Here is a 14,648-nt window from a genome sequence, read left to right on the forward strand (position 1 = left end):
TGGCCGAAGCCACACATCCCACCGCCAAGAGACCGGGACCGCGATCGGCGCCGGGTTCTCAGGCCGTGCTCACCGCCGTCGGGCTGGAGAAGTCCTACCACCGCGGTCCGTGGCCGCTGAGGCGGTCCGTGCGGGTGCTCCTGGGCGCCGAGCTCACCCTCTACCCGGGCGAGGTCGTGGGTCTCGTGGGCGAGAACGGCTCGGGCAAGAGCACGCTGATGAAGATCCTCGTCGGCGCATTGACCGCGGACGGCGGCTCAGTGACGCGCCCGGGGCAGATCGGCTACTGCCCTCAGGAGCCGCTGGTCTACCCGCGGCTGACCTGCGACGAGCACTTCGAGATCTTCGGCAGGGCATACCGGATGCCCCACGTCGCCGCGCACCGCAACCGCCAGGACCTCTACCAGTCTCTCGGCTTCGCTCGGTACGCCGGCACGCGCGCCGACCGGCTCTCCGGCGGAACACTGTCGAAGCTCAACCTCGGACTCGCCCTCCTGGCCGACCCTGGCGTGCTGCTCCTGGACGAGCCGTACGCCGGGTTCGACTGGGACACCTACCTGAAGTTCTGGGAACTGGTCGAGCAGCGCCGGGCAGTGGGCAAGAGCGTCTTGATCATCAGCCATTTCGTCGTCGACGAGCACCGATTCGACCGGATCGTCGACCTTCGAGACGGACGGACGTGGCCGAGATGACGACCATGGTCTTGGTCCACCGGTTCCTCGACGACTACGCGCGCAACAGGGCCAACCTCCTGTTCCTCGTCCTGGTGCCGATCGTCTTCGTGGTCGTCGCGGCCGACTCGATGGCCGAGGCAGCGCGACTCCTCGGCGGCGCCGGTGGTGGGGCGCCGATCGAAACCATCACGGCAGGATGGGCAGCGGGCTTCCTGGCCGCGATCGCCATGTACTTCCAGGTCCGCGCCGCCAAGCTCACCGACCGGCGCTTGGTCCTGTCGGGACTCCCGCGCCTCACGCTCGTGACCGCCCGGATGATCGCAGGTGGGCTGCTGGCGGCGGTTGCATGCACCGCCGCTCTGCTCGCCCTTGCGGCCCGGAACGGTATCCAGCAGCCAGGCCGTGTGGTCCTCGGGACGCTCATGTTCGCCGTCGTCTACCTGGCCTTCGGAGCGCTGGTCGGGGCCACGGTCCCGAATGCCGTGAACGGCACAGTCCTGCTGATGTTCATCTGGATCATCGATGTGTTCTTCGGTCCCACGCTCAGCGGCTCGGATGCCCTGGTGACCCGGTTTCTCCCCACCCACTTCATCTCCCTGTGGACAGTCAACCTGCCCGCGGGGCACGCGGGGGCCAGCGAGCTCGTCTGGTCCCTCACCTGGACGGTCACCGCAACGGCCACTGCTTTCGTCGTCGTGCTGCGGACCAGCGCGGTGGGACGCAGATGGAGCGCCGCCCGCCCTGGCTCTGCCGGGACCCAGCTGCGGACCGGGCTGCGGATGGCGTGGCGAACCTGGCGGCGGACACCTGTGCTGTGGGCACTGCTGGCTGTTGTCCCCACGGTGTTCATCTGGCTGTCAGATGCGATCACCCCGCATGGCAGCACCCCGGTCACGCTTCGCGAGGGCGGTGCGCCGCTCACCGAGATGCTCGACCCCGCCCACATGCATGCCGCGACGATGGCCCCCGTCGCCGTGGCCTCGCTGGCGGCGCTTGCGGGAGTCTTCATCGCGCTGGACGCACGCGAGGCGGACCAACGGCTCGCCCTGGCGGGCCAACGCCGCTGGGTCGTCCTCGCCACGCGACTGAGCACGGTGTTCGCGGCGGCCGGCATCGCCACGGCGGCGTCTGTCATCGTGACCTCCACCGTCTTCGATGCCCACCAATGGGGGGTGTACGTCGCTGCAATCACGCTCGTCGCCCTGACGTACGCACTGGTCGGAGTGCTTCTCGGTCCGCTGTTCGGGCGAGTCAGCGGCACCTTCATGGCCTTCCTCATCCCGTTCATCGACCTGGGCATCGGCCAGAGCCCGATGCTCCAGGCACAACCGGAGAGCTGGGCCCGATACCTCCCGAGCTACGGCCCCACCCGCATGGTGATCGACGGCGCACTCACAGCGACCTTCGACGAGGCCGCCTCCCTGGTGGTCGCACTCGCATGGGTCACCGGTCTGACCCTGGCGGTCGTCATCCTGTTCCGACGGGAGCAGGCTGCGACGGTCCAGGCCGGCTAGCTGTCCGGTAGTGCGGCGCCGACGGGCCCCGGGCTGACGGCAACCGTGGCCGTCAGCCGCCGACCCCGCCGTCGCAGGGGGCGCCCGGCTCGGGTGTCTGCTCGCCCTGGAGGTAGCGCAGCAGGAACGGTGCCAGGCGTTCGTCCAGCGCGGAGTCGAGCTCGAGCTGGACGCCCCAGGCGGTGGCGACGACATCGGATGCCAGCTGGTCGAAGGGGCTCACCAGGAGATACGGGTTCTCCTCTGCCAGGCCACGCAGCGTGGCGACCTGTTCGTCGTCGAGGCCGGGCCGGTACGTCAACCAGACCGCACCGTGCTCCAGGGAGTGCACGGCGTTCTCGCTTCGCACCGGCTCCGCGTAGAAGCCGCAGTTCTGCACGACCGGGTCGTGATCCCCGCCGACCGGAGGCAGGGCCTGACCCTCGTCGGCTGCGGCGGTTGGCGTCGGATAGGGAACGTCCTCGATGACGTGCGTCGCAGAGGGCACCTCGACGACCTCCTCCCCCTCGATCGGAGCGCTCGCCGCCGCCTGGGCCGCCGCGGCCTGACGCTGCGCGTTGACGATCAGAACCGTCGTGGGCACCGCCAGGGCCAGCACGACCAACCCGACAACCAGGGCGATGAGTCGCGTGCGGCGCCGATCGGCCCGCTGCTGTGCGGCCTGGATCTCCGCGAGCCGGGCGCGCCGCTCGTCCTTGTCAGGGTTTCGCTTGCCGCCAGCGCTCATGGGTTCCTCCGGATCGGTGCGGTCGTCGACCGCTCGGGTGACCTAGGCACATCGTGGGGTTCGTGGAAGGTTCAAGGATACGCCGCGTGGCCAGCCCGGCTGTCGCGGGACCCGTCGCCACCGAGATGCACGGTCACCGCACGGGACCGGGTGCGCGACTCGATTCCTTCGTCGCAGGTGGCCGCCGAGGTCCGCCCGGTGTGATGGAATTGGGCCATGTCCCGTCAACACAGCTCCCGATCGACCACGGCCCACGCCGTTGGCCCGATGCGGCGCCTGTGCTGTCCGGGCATCCGCTGCGACTGTTGACCTGAGCGACGGTCCGTGCCCTGTACAGGGCGCCGACCGACCCGGCACACCGCCCTTCCCGTCCCGGTCGCACCGGACGATCACCGGCGGCTCGGAGCCGGCGTGCAGAGGTCCCGAGATCGGACACCCTGCTCCGCCGGATCCGCGCGTCTTGCCCGAGCCTCCCCACTCCACGTCGCGCCTCGTGCGCACCCACCGAAGGACTCCCGGACCATGTCGAAGAACCGCCTCACCCGTGCTACCGCCCTCGCTTCCCTCACCCTTGCCCTTGCCGCCTGCTCAGCCACCGGCGACGACGCCGGGTCGACCGCAACCTCGGATCCTTCGGGGCAGCCCGCCGACACGTCGTTGGCCGACGTCGTGGACGCCGGCACCCTGACAGTCGGGACGGAGGGGACCTACCGGCCGTTCTCCTACCACCAGGACGGTTCGGGCGACCTGACCGGCTACGACGTCGAGGTGATCGAGGCCGTCGGGGCCGAGCTCGGCGTCGAGGTCGTGTTCGAGGAGACGCAGTGGGACGCGATCTTCGCCGGGCTCGAGGCCGGCCGCTTCGACGTGATCGCGAACCAGGTCTCGATCACCCCGGAGCGCGAGGAGGCCTACACGTTCTCCACCCCGTACACCGTCTCGACCGGGGTGATCGTCGTACCGGCCGACGACGACTCGATCACGTCGTTCGAGTCCCTGGCTGGCAGGACCACCGCCCAGTCGTTGACCAGCAACTGGTACACCCTGGCGCAGGACAGCGGCGCAACCATCGAGGCGGTCGAGGGCTGGGCCCAGTCCGTCGCCCTGGTCGAGCAGGGCCGGGTCGACGCGACGATCAACGACAAGCTCACCTTCCTCGACTACGCCCAGACGAATGACGCCTCTGGGCTGAAGATCGCCGCCGAGACCGACGAGGAGTCGCTGAGCGCGTTCGCCTTCGCGAAGGGCAGCACCACGCTCGCCGAGGCGGTGGACGAGGCCCTGGCCGCTCTGGCGCAGGACGGCACCTTGACGGAGATCTCCGAGAAGTACTTCGGCCAGGACGTCTCGAGCTGATCCGGCGAGCGACGGACACCGACCATGAGCCAACCCGACTGGACGCTCGTCCTGGACTCCCTGTGGCCTCTCACACTGGGAGCCGCCCGGGGCACCATCCCGCTGGCCGTCGTGTCCTTCGCACTGGGTCTGGTGCTCGCACTGGTCCTGGCCCTGATGCGGCTCTCACGACGGCGGTGGTTGTCGGGAGTCGCCCGCGGGTACATCTCGGTGGTCCGGGGGACGCCGCTGCTCGTCCAGCTGTTCGTGATCTTCTACGGACTGCCAACGATCGGTGTGGTCATCGATCCCTGGCCGAGCGCCGTCGTCGCCTTCTCGATCAACGTCGGCGGCTACGCGGCCGAGGTGATCCGGGCAGCGATCCTGTCCGTCCCGAAGGGCCAGTGGGAGGCCGCATACATGATCGGCATGTCGCACCCGTTGGCGCTGCGCCGGATCATCCTGCCGCAGGCGGCACGCGTCTCGGTGCCACCGTTGTCGAACACCTTCATCAGCCTCGTCAAGGACACCTCGCTGGCCTCGCTGATCCTGGTCACCGAGCTCTTCCGCCAAGCCCAGGAGGTGGCGGCCTTCAGCCAGGAGTTCATGCTCCTGTACCTGGAGGCCGCCCTGGTCTACTGGTTGATCTGCCTCGTCCTGTCCACCGCGCAGGGCTCCCTCGAGAAGCGATTGGACCGCTATGTCGCCCACTGAACCCGGAGCCGTCGACCCGCTCGAGCCGCCGCACCGGGCCGACGCACCGACCTCCCCGGGCGCCCCGCTCCTGACGGTGCGGGGGCTGGCGAAGAGCTTCGGCGCCAACCAGGTGCTCCGTTCGGTCGACCTGTCGATCGGACGCGGCCAGGTGCTGGCCCTGATCGGCCCGTCCGGCTCCGGCAAGACGACGGTCCTGCGCTGCCTGAACGGCCTGGAGGTCGCCGACGGCGGAACGATCGCGGTCGGCGCCGACCTCGCGCTCGACTTCGCCCGTCCGCCGTCCAGACGCGAGCTTGCCGCCTTGCGCGACCGCTCGGCGATGGTCTTCCAGCACTACAACCTCTTCCCGCACAAGACGGTGCTGCAGAACGTCGTCGAGGGACCGGTCGTGGTCCAGCGGCGCCCCGCCGCCGAGGTCGACGCCGAGGCCAGGGCCCTGCTCGATCGGGTCGGCCTGACCGACAAGTCGGACAGCTACCCGTTCGAGCTGTCGGGCGGTCAGCAGCAACGCGTCGGCATCGTGCGCGCGCTCGCGCTCAAGCCCCAGCTGCTGCTCTTCGACGAGCCGACGTCGGCCCTGGACCCCGAGCTCGTCGGCGACGTCCTGGGCCTGATCAAGGAGCTCGCGCTCGAGGGCTGGACGATGGTGATCGTCACCCACGAGCTCCAGTTCGCCCGGGAGGTCGCGCACGAGGTCGCCTTCGTCGACGGCGGGACGATCGTCGAGCGTGGTGAGCCGGCCCAGCTGCTGCGTGACCCGCAGCACGAGCGCACCCGGCAGTTCCTGCACCGGCTGCTCCACCAGTTCTAGCCGGCAGATGCGCGACCAGGGCACTCCGTGCGTCTGCACCTCGACGGTCATCAGCCGACAGCGATCGTCCCCATCATCCCGAGGTCCTCGTGGTCGAGGATGTGGCAGTGATAGACGGTCCGGCCGCTGAACCGGTCGAACGCGATGCGCACCGTCACCTCCCCGTCCGCCGGGACGTCCACGACATCGCGGCGGTCGACCACCGTGACAGGCCCGTCCGCTGTGCGTACCAGCTGCATCGGCCACACGTGCAGGTGGAACGGGTGACTCATCGGTGAGGTGTTGCGGATGGTCCACTCCTCGACGTCGCCGGCGCGAACCTGCTGGTCGATGCGCTCGGGATCGAAGGAACGCCCGTCGATCGTGAACCGCATCCCGCCGTCGCCCATGCCCATGCCCATGCCCGTCGCCAGCTCGAGCACGCGAGAACGCGCAACGGACGCGCTGCGCAGGTCCCGCCCGGCCGGACGACGCCCGGGGCCGGGTGCGGCCGGCGGAACCGCACCTGCCCCGCTCGTCGTCCCGGTGGCCCGGACGATGGCGAGGGTCGTGGCGCCCCGCGAGGACGGCGGACGTCCGCCCATCATGCCCATGCCACGCCCGCTGCCGCGGTCGTAGGCCAGTGTCTCCAGCTGCGTCGTGCCGGCAGGCAGGGTCACGGTCAGATCCGCGCGGTTCCCTGGCGCCAGGACGATCTCGGTGACGTCATGCGGCGTGGCGAGAGGACGGCCGTCGAACCCGTTGAGGCTCATCGGGTGGCCGTCCAGGCTCAGCCGCAGGTAGCGCGAGGTGCAGGCGTTGAGGACGCGCCAATGCTCTGTCGCGCCCGTCCGGCCCTCGAGCACCGGACGAGCTTGCCCGTTGACGAGCACGAGGTCTCCCTCGCGCCCGGCCATGCGATCCATCGGGGAGACCACCGCGACGCTCCCGTCCGCGGCCAGGCTGGTGTCCGAGATGATCAGCAGCCGTTCGCCCGCTGTCGCGGAGGCGTCGCGGTCCACGACGATCGCCCCGTAGAGGCCGGCGAAGACCTGGCCGGCGACCATACCGTGGTGGTGCGGGTGGTACCAGAACAGCCCGGTGGGATGGTCGGCCGGCAGCAGGATGTCGTAGGCGTGCGCCTCGCCTGGGTCGACCCGGACGAAGGGGTTGTCCCCCGCGCCCTGCGGTGACACCTCCAGACCGTGCGTGTGGAGGTTCGTCGGTTCGTCGAGGTCGTTGACCAACCGCACCCGCAACCGGTCACCCGGGGCCAGGAGCAGCGTCGGACCCGGCACGCTGCCGTTGAACGCCAGCACGTGGGCGGTGCGGCCCGCGAGGCTCACATCGGCCGGAGCGGCGCGGAGATCGACCTGGAGCACACCGTCAACGGCGCGAAGCACGTCGGGCTCGGTGAGCGCAGCGCCCTGCCCCGGTGCCGGGTTCCGGACCGTCGAGCCGGGCCCGAACGGCGGCCACCCGTTGCCGCCCAGGCCGACGAGCCCGACACCTGCGCTCGCTGCACCCAGCAGCCCCAGCTCGAGGGCGTGGCGACGGCTGATCGCCTCCGAGCTCACTGACCGTCCAGGTTGCCCAACCGCTCCTGGAACTCGGTGGAGTCGATCTCCCCTCGCGCATAGCGCTCCTCCAGGATCGCCCGCGCCCGCGAGACGCCACCCGCCGGTGGACCGGACGTCGTCCCACCGTGGCCCGAGCCTCCACCGGACGATGTGCCACCGCCCGAAGCGAGACGCACCAGCACGACCACCAGGACCACCACACCCGCGAGGACGAGCAACCACAGCAGCCACATCCCAGGGCCCATCCCGTATCCGTTCCACATCATGTCAACCATTCCTCTCGACTCGTCGACAGGACCGGCCCGCTGAGGGCCGCGCCGATACCCCATGGTGCGCTCCGGACCTGAAGGCCACCCGATCGGGGACATGAAGGAACGCTGAAGGTCCCCAGGGCCAGGGCCCTGCCGGATCATCTCCAGCAAGACCCTGACCTGGGACGACACTGCCGAGAGAACAGTCCGATCAGATGGCGGACCAGCCCCCGTCGCACGGCAGGATCACGCCGTTGACGTTGCTCGCATCGTCGCTGAGCAACCAGGTGATCGAGGCCGCCAGCTGCTCGGACGTCGCGACGGGTGGCACGATGGCGAAGAACGGCCCGAGCACCTCGCCGGCGAAGGCGGACTTGAAGGGCGCCTCGATGTTGGTCGCCACCGCCCCCGGAGCGACGGCGTTCGCGCGGATGCCCTTGCCCTTGTAGAAGACCGCCGTGCTCTTCGTGAACCCGTTCACCGCATGCTTCGAGGCCGTGTACGCCGCGCCGGACGCCGATGCGCGCAGGCTGGCCTCGGAGGAGACGTTGACGATCGAACCTGCGCCGACCCCGAGCATCAGCGGCAGCACCGCGCGGGTCAGCCGCATGACTGCGGTGACGTTGACCGCGAAGACCCGGTCCCACGTGGCGTCGTCGAGCTCGGCCGGCGGGAGGAACGCGTCCATGATCCCGGCCACGTTGGCCAGGGCGTCGACCCGGCCACCGGCGGCGCCGACGACCGCCTGGACGGCTGCCTCGGTCGAGATGTCACCGGCCACGGTGACCAGGTCCAGGTCCGGGTTCTCGGCGACGAGCTCCGCGAGGCGCTGCTCCGAGATGTCGCTCGCGACGACCCGTGCGCCTTCACGGGCGAGACGAAGGGCAGTCGCACGGCCGATACCCGAACCTGCCCCCGTGACGATGGCGGTCTTGCCGGCGAAACGACCCTCGGTGAACTCAGCGGCGACAGACATGGATGTGTCCTCTCTGACACGAGCGCGATCATCAGCCCGGGGTTTCCGGTACTCAGTCCACAAACTAGAGTCAACGCCCGTGACGGACAAGCACCGGTCTCCCCAGGGGCGCCCCCCGGTCACGTCCGCTGCCCAGATCGCCTCGGTCGCCCTGGAGCTCTTCGCCCGTCAGGGCTACGACGCCACGACCCTGGCCGATGTCGCCGGCCAGGTCGGCGTGGGTCGATCGACGCTGTTCCGCTACTTCGAGAGCAAGAGCGCCATCGTCTGGCACGGTCGGCTCGAAGCCGAGCAGGCGCTGCTCGCCGAGCTCGGCCACGCGGAGCCCGGGCCCGCATGGCGACCGCAGGTGGCTCGATGCCTGATGGCGGCGCTGCGCTTCCCCGGCGACGACACGCATGCCCTTCGCCTGCGCCTGCGGCTGATCGACAGCACGCCGTCGCTCCGCACCCACCTGCACACCACCGCCGAACCTGCCGTCGCGGCGATCGCCGACGTCATCGCCCGCAGCACCGACCGCCCGGCCGGCGATCTCGAGCCGGTCGTGCTCGCCCGAACCCTGTGGTGGGCCACCATCGAGGCGCTCATCTGGTGGGCAGTGGCCGGCACCGGGACACCCGAGGCCTCGGTGGGCAGGGCGCTCGTCGCCCTGGGCTTCGACCCCACGGAGTCCGCTCGAACGCTCTGACTCAGTCGCCGATCGCGCTGTCGGCCATCACCGGAGCAGGTCGCGCACCGGTCTCGTCGATGCTGGTGGTGACCAGGACGTCGACGCGGACGCGGCGGGTCGGGAGCCGGGTGAGGGCCCAGTCGACGACGACGCCGATCACGAGCCCGCCGACGACACCGACGGCCACAGCACCCCACGGATTGCCCTGGAGCCACGCGCCTGCCCCGACCCCGATGACGGCGGAGTACGCGGCCCAGGTGACCGAGCTGAGCGCGGCGAGCCAGACGAACCGGCGCCGGGGGTAGCCCACCGCGCCCGCCGTCATGTTCACCGCGACGCGCGCGATCGGGATGAACCGCGCCGCGAGGATGAACGACGGCCCACGATGCGTCAGGGCCTGCTCCGCCCAGATCAGGCTCTTGCGCCCGCGACCGCTGCGCAGGAGCGGGAACCGGCGGACGTCGAGGCGCTGGCCGATCGCGTAGGCGACCTGGTCGCCGGTGAAGGCGCCCGCCGCGGCGACCAGCAGGACCAGTGCGAGGTTCGGCTTGCCGGTCGCCACCGAGAGGGCGGCCAGACCGAGAGCGGCAGCTTCGCTCGGGATGGGCGGGAAGAAGCCGTCGACCACAGCGAAGAGGAACATCCCCAGGTAAACGAGCGGTGAAGCGGCGAGCGAGAGGAGCCACGCATCCACGGTTGCCCCCTCCTCGCCGCGAGGACCGCCGGTCGGCGGTACTCGTCCTGGTTCTCGATGGTAGGTGCTATCTGACGCCGTGTCCGCATATGGGCTCCGATCTCCCTACGACAGATCAGTCGGGCCCGGCCGGTGCGCGCGTCGGCACCGGGACGTGGTGCTCTCCGACCGGGACCGGCGCGCGCACCGAGTTGCCGGGCCCGGGCAGCGGGCAGGCCCAGGACGCGTCGTACGCGCACGACGGCTGGTAGGCGAAGTTCAGGTCCACCACGAGCTCGCGCGGTCCACCGCCGAGGTCCGCCCCCTTGACCGTGTCCAGGACGTACCGGCCACCGCCGTAGGACGTCCCGCCGCTGGTTCCGTCGCGCAACGGCAGGAACAGACCACCCCCGTACGTCGCGATCCACCACACGTCCAGCGCACCGAGCCCAGCGAGCACCACCCGACCGACCCGCTCGAACGGCACCACCCCGTCCGTGCCGGTGACCACCTCGCGCCGTTCGGGCTCGACGTCGACGTCGACCGGTACGACGAACCGGAACCGCGGATCGTAGGGCGCCATCGCCACACCGCCGAAGCCGGCCCGCGAGGCAATCGGCACGGGCGATGCCGGATGTGTCGCCAGGAGCCGTCCGCGGGCCGTCGCCCAGGCCGCATGGGCAGACGCCGGGTCTCGCTCGTGGCGGACCTCTCGGTAGACCTCACTGACCTGACGTCGCCAGTCCACGACATCCCACGCGAGTGACCCCATCCGCCGACCCTACGGCGGCGTCGGGGTCACCCACGACCCGGACATTCACCCAGTGAACGGCGTCATTCCTGACGTCCCGGCGGCTCATCACTGGTACAGGCAGAGGCTCGTCGAGTGCCCGGTGGAGGTGAGTGGCATGGACGGCATGAGCACCGCACGCGACTCGAACACCAGGACCGTGACCACGGGGCACGTCCGCCTCGTCTACCACTACAACGACGGGCACGACTTCACGACGGAGTCGATGCTCGAGGGCGAGGCGATGGCGTACATGCCGATCCTGCAGGCGCAGCCGCTCGACCTGCACCACTATGTCGCCCCCTTCGCGACGATCGAGCTCCAGCCCGTCTGAACCGCCGGCCCTTCTGAGGAGCCGGCGGGCTCGTCATCGGGCACGTCGTGCAGCCGGGCACCTAGGCCAGCGGCCCCCCGACACCGAGCTGCAGGCGCAGCGAGCTGATGCTCCCGACGAGCCCGGAGCCGTCGATCTGCCGGCGGCCGAGCCGGGTCGCGTACACGCCGTCCGACTTGCCGTACTTGCGGCCGAGGATCCCGAGGACGACACGCAGCGTCGCCCGGGCATCGGCGGGCAGGGTCGCCACCTGGACCTGCGTGGCCCACCGGGCAGTGCCCAGCCGAGCTCGAGCGCGAGGTCAAGGAGCTGCGCCGGTCCAATGCGATGGCGGATTCAAGCGGTGGTCGCAACGAGTTCTGCGAACTTCTCTGATGGTGTCATGTAGCCCAGGGTCTTGCGGGGGCGGCCGTTGAGGCTGTCCTGGATCCGGTCGAGCTCGTCGCGGCTGACCAGGCTCAGGTCGGTGCTCTTGGGCAGGTACTGGCGCAGGAGCCCGTTGGTGTTCTCGTTGCTGCCGCGCTGCCAGGGTGAGTGCGGGTCGCAGAAGTAGATCGGGATGCCCGTCGCGGCGGTGAATGCGGCGTGCTTGGCCATCTCCGCGCCCTGGTCCCAGGTGATCGTGCGTCTCAACGACACCGGTAGCGCGGTGATCGCCTCGCGCATCGCGACCTCGACATTCTCTGCGCTCTTCCCCTCGCCCAGGTGCAGCAGGAGCGTGAGGCGGGTCGAGTGCTCAACGAGTGTCCCGACCGCGCTGCGGCTCTGCTCGCCCAGGATGAGGTCGCCTTCCCAGTGCCCGGGAACGGCCCGGTCCTCGACCTCGGCCGGCCGGTCGCTGATCATGACCATGCCTGGAAGCCGCCCACGCCCGTCGACCGCAGTGCGGGGCTTGCGCGCGGTCCGTCCCGAGCGCAGGCAGCGCGTGAGCTCTCGGCGCAGCTGGCCGCGGCCCTGCACGAACAGCGACTGGTAGATCGTCCCGTGGCTCACCTGCATCTCCGGATCGCCGGGATGCTCCAACCGTAGGCGGGCGGCGATCTCCTGAGGCGACCACAGCTGCTCGAGCCTCCCAGCGACCTCCTCGAGCGGCCGGCCCGCCGCGAGCTTGAACGGCTTGGGGCGGCGAGCCTGGGCTCGGGCGTGCTCGTGAGCGGTCCACGCCGAGTACTCCTCCCGGCCGCCGGCGCGGGCCACCTCCCGACTGATCGTCGACACAGCGCGTCCCAGCTGGGCGGCGATCGCCGTCAACGACAGTCCCTGAGCAAGCCCACCAGGATCTGCTCGCGCTCGGCGAACGTCAGACAGCCTGGGCGGGGTTCCGACCCGAACGGTTTGGCGTCCATGTGTCGGCCGGTCCGGACCATGAGGCCGACCATCGGGGCGCTGCATCCGATCTCCCGCGCGATGTCGACCAGCCGCCAGCCCTTCGCGTGCAGCCGCAACGCCAGCTGCTTCTGCTCCCGGCTGAGATGACCATGCTTGCCCTGCATCCGGACCCTCCCGTGATCAGCTTCCGGCTCATCTCACAGGACCCGTTGCACCGACCGCTTGAACCCGCCATCAGGGCTCGTTTCTGAACTCGCGACTTGACGGTCATAGGAGCCGGAAGGCCGCTGCCGGTGAAGGCGCGGATCGCCGGCCAGGTAAGTGCGCTGCCAGTTCAGTCCGATGACGTCCCGACGCAACCGACGCCTGCGCCATCTCCCATGTCACAGGCTGCCGGGCTGTCTCGTCTCGGTGGCAAGGGCAGAACCGGATTGGACGGGGTGAGGTCATGCGAGTCTTCGTGGCAGGAGGGACTGGGGTCATCGGGCGTCGCCTGGTGCCGCAGCTGGTGGCCCGTGGCCATCAGGTGACGGCGACGTCGACGACCGCGGGCAAGCTGGGGCTGCTGGCGCAGTTGGGCGCCGAGGGTGTCGTGATGGACGGGCTGGATGCGGCGTCGGTGGGCGAGGCGGTGGCCGCGGCCCGGCCGGACGCGATCGTGAATCAGATGACCGGCCTCTCCGTGGCGCACGCCGGCAAGCCCAACCTGAGGAGGGCCGACCGATACTTCGCCACGACCAACCGGCTCCGCAGCGAAGGGATCGACCACCTGCTGGCCGCGGCTGCGGCGACCGACGTCGCCCACGTTGTTTCGCAAGGCCATGCGAGCATGAACGGGATCCGCGAGGGCGGATGGGTCAAGACCGAGGAGGACCCGTTGGAGGTGATCGAGGGAACGAAGGCGATCACCCACCTCGAGGACGCGGTGGTCAGGGCAGGCGGGGCGGTCCTGCGCTACGGCGGGTTCTACGGGCCGGGCGCCAACGACGATCAGATCACGCTCGTGCGGAAGCGGCTGTTCCCGCTCGTCGGCGGTGGCACCGGCTATCTCTCGTGGGTGCATCTCGACGACGCGGCGAGCGCCACCGTCCTGGCGGTGGAGCAGGAGGCGACGGGCGTGTTCAACATCGTCGACGACGAGCCGGCGCCGGCCAGCGAGTGGCTGCCCTATCTCGCGGAGTGCGCTGGGGCCAAACCGCCGCGGCGGGTCCCCGCGTGGCTGGCCCGGATGCTCGCCGGCGAGATGGCGGTGGGCATGGTGACCGAGGGGCGTGGTTTCTCCAACGCCAAGGCCAAGCGGGAGCTCGGCTGGGAGCTCCGCTATCCGTCGTGGCGACAGGGTTTCAAGGAACAGCTCGCATGACGCGAGCCGAGGAGTTCGAGGAGCTGCGACCGCTCATGTTCGCCATCTCCTACCGGATTCTCGGCAGCGTGGCTGAAGCAGAGGACGCGGTCCAGGAGGCCTGGCTCCGCTACGAGTCCTCCCCGACGCTGCCCACGTCGACCAAGGCCTTTCTCGCGGCGGTGGTCACTCGGATCTCGATCGACGTACTGCGATCGGCACGCGTTCGGCGGGAAACGTACGTCGGGACGTGGCTGCCCGAGCCGCTGGTCACCGACCCCTATGAGGATCCGGCGCGGTCGGCCGAGTTGGCCGACTCGTTGTCGATGGCGGCCCTGTTGCTGCTCGAGCGACTCAGCCCGCTCGAGCGGGCGGTCTTCGTGCTGCGAGACGTGTTCGCGTTCGGCTTTCCCGAGATCGCCTCGGCCGTCGGGAGATCCGAGGCGGCCTGCCGCCAGCTCGCGGTCCGGGCGCGACGTCACATGCACGAGGGGCGCCCCCGGTTCGAGGCGGACCGCCGGGAACGCGAGGAGCTGGCGGCGCGGTTCTTCGACGCGGTCCGCGATGGCGACGTCGCCGGGCTGAGAGAGCTCCTCGCTGCCGACGTCGAGATGGTCGGGGACGGAGGAGGGAAGGCGCCGGCCTTTGCCAACGTCGTGATCGGTGCCGACAACGTGGCCCGCGTGTTCGCTTCGGTGTCCCCGGTGCTCGCCGCGATCGGCGCGAGGGTCGAGCCGTGCGAGGTGAACGGCCGGCCAGGCGCGATCCTTCGCGATCGGGACGGCAAGGTGGTCGGCACGTTGATGCTCGACGTGCTCGGCGGGCGCGTCCAGACGATCCGCTCGGTGGTCAACCCCGACAAGCTCGGGCACGTGGGCCCCGTGGCGGATGGGTGGGCATTTGCCCGCGAGCTGAAGCAGGCTCGCCGGCTCAGGGACTGACCCTG

The 14,648-nt window shown here is 70.1% G+C and carries 16 protein-coding genes and 1 pseudogene; 9 read left to right on the forward strand and 8 right to left on the reverse strand.

The window, feature by feature from the left end; translation table 11 throughout:
* Positions 1-65: 65 nt before the first annotated feature.
* Positions 66-692, forward strand: coding sequence for an ATP-binding cassette domain-containing protein (locus K415_RS0117750; RefSeq protein ID WP_231494927.1), 627 nt, complete (start codon positions 66-68; stop codon positions 690-692).
* A complete protein-coding gene (locus tag K415_RS0117755) occupies positions 689-2,188 on the forward strand; it encodes an ABC transporter permease (RefSeq protein WP_024288375.1) in 1,500 nt (499 codons plus the stop codon). The genes K415_RS0117750 and K415_RS0117755 overlap by 4 nt, the downstream gene beginning before the upstream one ends.
* Before the next feature lie 52 nt (positions 2,189-2,240).
* Here the strand turns inward: K415_RS0117755 and K415_RS0117760 are convergent, their stop codons facing one another.
* A complete protein-coding gene (locus K415_RS0117760) occupies positions 2,241-2,915 on the reverse strand; it encodes a DUF3105 domain-containing protein (RefSeq protein WP_024288376.1) in 675 nt (224 codons plus the stop codon).
* Positions 2,916-3,437: 522 nt separating this feature from the next.
* Between K415_RS0117760 and K415_RS0117765 the strand changes: the two genes are divergently transcribed.
* From K415_RS0117765 to K415_RS0117775, 3 genes are read left to right on the forward strand one after another with little or no spacing between them, the layout of a single operon-like run.
* Complete coding sequence (locus K415_RS0117765; protein WP_024288377.1) at positions 3,438-4,271, forward strand: amino acid ABC transporter substrate-binding protein; 834 nt, start codon at positions 3,438-3,440, stop codon at positions 4,269-4,271.
* Between the two features lie 24 nt (positions 4,272-4,295).
* Positions 4,296-4,964 (forward strand): amino acid ABC transporter permease, encoded by a 669-nt coding sequence (locus K415_RS0117770; protein WP_024288378.1) that lies wholly within the window; start codon positions 4,296-4,298, stop codon positions 4,962-4,964.
* Positions 4,951-5,778: an amino acid ABC transporter ATP-binding protein gene (locus tag K415_RS0117775; protein ID WP_024288379.1), complete on the forward strand. Its 828-nt coding sequence runs from the start codon at positions 4,951-4,953 to the stop codon at positions 5,776-5,778. The genes K415_RS0117770 and K415_RS0117775 overlap by 14 nt, the downstream gene beginning before the upstream one ends.
* Before the next feature lie 50 nt (positions 5,779-5,828).
* Here the strand turns inward: K415_RS0117775 and K415_RS0117780 are convergent, their stop codons facing one another.
* The 3 genes from K415_RS0117780 to K415_RS0117790 form a co-directional block, all read right to left on the reverse strand.
* A complete protein-coding gene (locus K415_RS0117780; protein WP_024288380.1) occupies positions 5,829-7,334 on the reverse strand; it encodes a multicopper oxidase family protein in 1,506 nt (501 codons plus the stop codon).
* Complete coding sequence (locus K415_RS0117785; RefSeq protein ID WP_369795254.1) at positions 7,331-7,612, reverse strand: SHOCT domain-containing protein; 282 nt, start codon at positions 7,610-7,612, stop codon at positions 7,331-7,333. The genes K415_RS0117780 and K415_RS0117785 overlap by 4 nt, the downstream gene beginning before the upstream one ends.
* Before the next feature lie 187 nt (positions 7,613-7,799).
* On the reverse strand, positions 7,800-8,564 hold the full coding sequence (locus K415_RS0117790) for an SDR family NAD(P)-dependent oxidoreductase (protein WP_024288382.1): 765 nt from the start codon (positions 8,562-8,564) through the stop codon (positions 7,800-7,802).
* Between the two features lie 79 nt (positions 8,565-8,643).
* Between K415_RS0117790 and K415_RS23040 the strand changes: the two genes are divergently transcribed.
* A complete protein-coding gene (locus tag K415_RS23040; protein ID WP_024288383.1) occupies positions 8,644-9,252 on the forward strand; it encodes a TetR/AcrR family transcriptional regulator in 609 nt (202 codons plus the stop codon).
* A gap of 1 nt (position 9,253) precedes the next feature.
* Here K415_RS23040 and K415_RS0117800 read toward each other — a convergent pair whose 3' ends face one another.
* A complete protein-coding gene (locus K415_RS0117800) occupies positions 9,254-9,928 on the reverse strand; it encodes a DedA family protein (protein WP_024288384.1) in 675 nt (224 codons plus the stop codon).
* Between the two features lie 115 nt (positions 9,929-10,043).
* Positions 10,044-10,679 carry a DUF1684 domain-containing protein gene (locus tag K415_RS0117805; protein WP_024288385.1) on the reverse strand — a complete coding sequence of 212 codons (636 nt, stop codon included), beginning with the start codon at positions 10,677-10,679 and terminating at the stop codon, positions 10,044-10,046.
* Positions 10,680-10,824: 145 nt separating this feature from the next.
* Between K415_RS0117805 and K415_RS0117810 the strand changes: the two genes are divergently transcribed.
* Positions 10,825-11,031, forward strand: coding sequence for a hypothetical protein (locus tag K415_RS0117810; RefSeq protein WP_155859516.1), 207 nt, complete (start codon positions 10,825-10,827; stop codon positions 11,029-11,031).
* A 61-nt stretch (positions 11,032-11,092) separates the two neighbouring features.
* Here the strand turns inward: K415_RS0117810 and K415_RS0117815 are convergent, their stop codons facing one another.
* Both K415_RS0117815 and K415_RS22165 read right to left on the reverse strand, forming a co-directional pair.
* Positions 11,093-11,281, reverse strand: a complete 189-nt coding sequence (locus tag K415_RS0117815; protein WP_024288387.1) for a hypothetical protein — start codon at positions 11,279-11,281, stop codon at positions 11,093-11,095.
* An 86-nt stretch (positions 11,282-11,367) separates the two neighbouring features.
* A pseudogene (locus K415_RS22165) lies at positions 11,368-12,524 on the reverse strand (IS30 family transposase).
* 284 nt (positions 12,525-12,808) lie between these two features.
* Here K415_RS22165 and K415_RS0117825 point away from each other — a divergent pair.
* Together K415_RS0117825 and K415_RS0117830 are read left to right on the forward strand one after the other, a co-directional pair.
* Entirely contained in the window at positions 12,809-13,723 is a 915-nt protein-coding gene (locus K415_RS0117825; protein ID WP_024288388.1) for an NAD(P)-dependent oxidoreductase, read from the forward strand.
* Positions 13,720-14,643, forward strand: a complete 924-nt coding sequence (locus K415_RS0117830; RefSeq protein ID WP_024288389.1) for an RNA polymerase sigma-70 factor — start codon at positions 13,720-13,722, stop codon at positions 14,641-14,643. The genes K415_RS0117825 and K415_RS0117830 overlap by 4 nt, the downstream gene beginning before the upstream one ends.
* The last annotated feature ends 5 nt before the right edge of the window (positions 14,644-14,648 follow it).

The organism is Cellulomonas sp. KRMCY2 (assembly GCF_000526515.1).
Lineage (GTDB): Bacteria > Actinomycetota > Actinomycetes > Actinomycetales > Cellulomonadaceae > Actinotalea.

What these genes read in the sequence shown, in the direction of transcription:
- K415_RS0117755 (WP_024288375.1), top strand. Translation starts at nt 689, where the DNA reads ATGACGACCATGGTCTTGGTCCACCGGTTCCTCGACGACTACGCGCGC.
- K415_RS0117760 (WP_024288376.1), bottom strand. Translation starts at nt 2,915, where the DNA reads ATGAGCGCTGGCGGCAAGCGAAACCCTGACAAGGACGAGCGGCGCGCC.
- K415_RS0117765 (WP_024288377.1), top strand. Translation starts at nt 3,438, where the DNA reads ATGTCGAAGAACCGCCTCACCCGTGCTACCGCCCTCGCTTCCCTCACC.
- K415_RS0117770 (WP_024288378.1), top strand. Translation starts at nt 4,296, where the DNA reads ATGAGCCAACCCGACTGGACGCTCGTCCTGGACTCCCTGTGGCCTCTC.
- K415_RS0117775 (WP_024288379.1), top strand. Translation starts at nt 4,951, where the DNA reads ATGTCGCCCACTGAACCCGGAGCCGTCGACCCGCTCGAGCCGCCGCAC.
- K415_RS0117785 (WP_369795254.1), bottom strand. Translation starts at nt 7,612, where the DNA reads ATGGTTGACATGATGTGGAACGGATACGGGATGGGCCCTGGGATGTGG.
- K415_RS0117790 (WP_024288382.1), bottom strand. Translation starts at nt 8,564, where the DNA reads ATGTCTGTCGCCGCTGAGTTCACCGAGGGTCGTTTCGCCGGCAAGACC.
- K415_RS0117805 (WP_024288385.1), bottom strand. Translation starts at nt 10,679, where the DNA reads ATGGGGTCACTCGCGTGGGATGTCGTGGACTGGCGACGTCAGGTCAGT.
- K415_RS0117810 (WP_155859516.1), top strand. Translation starts at nt 10,825, where the DNA reads ATGAGCACCGCACGCGACTCGAACACCAGGACCGTGACCACGGGGCAC.
- K415_RS0117825 (WP_024288388.1), top strand. Translation starts at nt 12,809, where the DNA reads ATGCGAGTCTTCGTGGCAGGAGGGACTGGGGTCATCGGGCGTCGCCTG.
- K415_RS0117830 (WP_024288389.1), top strand. Translation starts at nt 13,720, where the DNA reads ATGACGCGAGCCGAGGAGTTCGAGGAGCTGCGACCGCTCATGTTCGCC.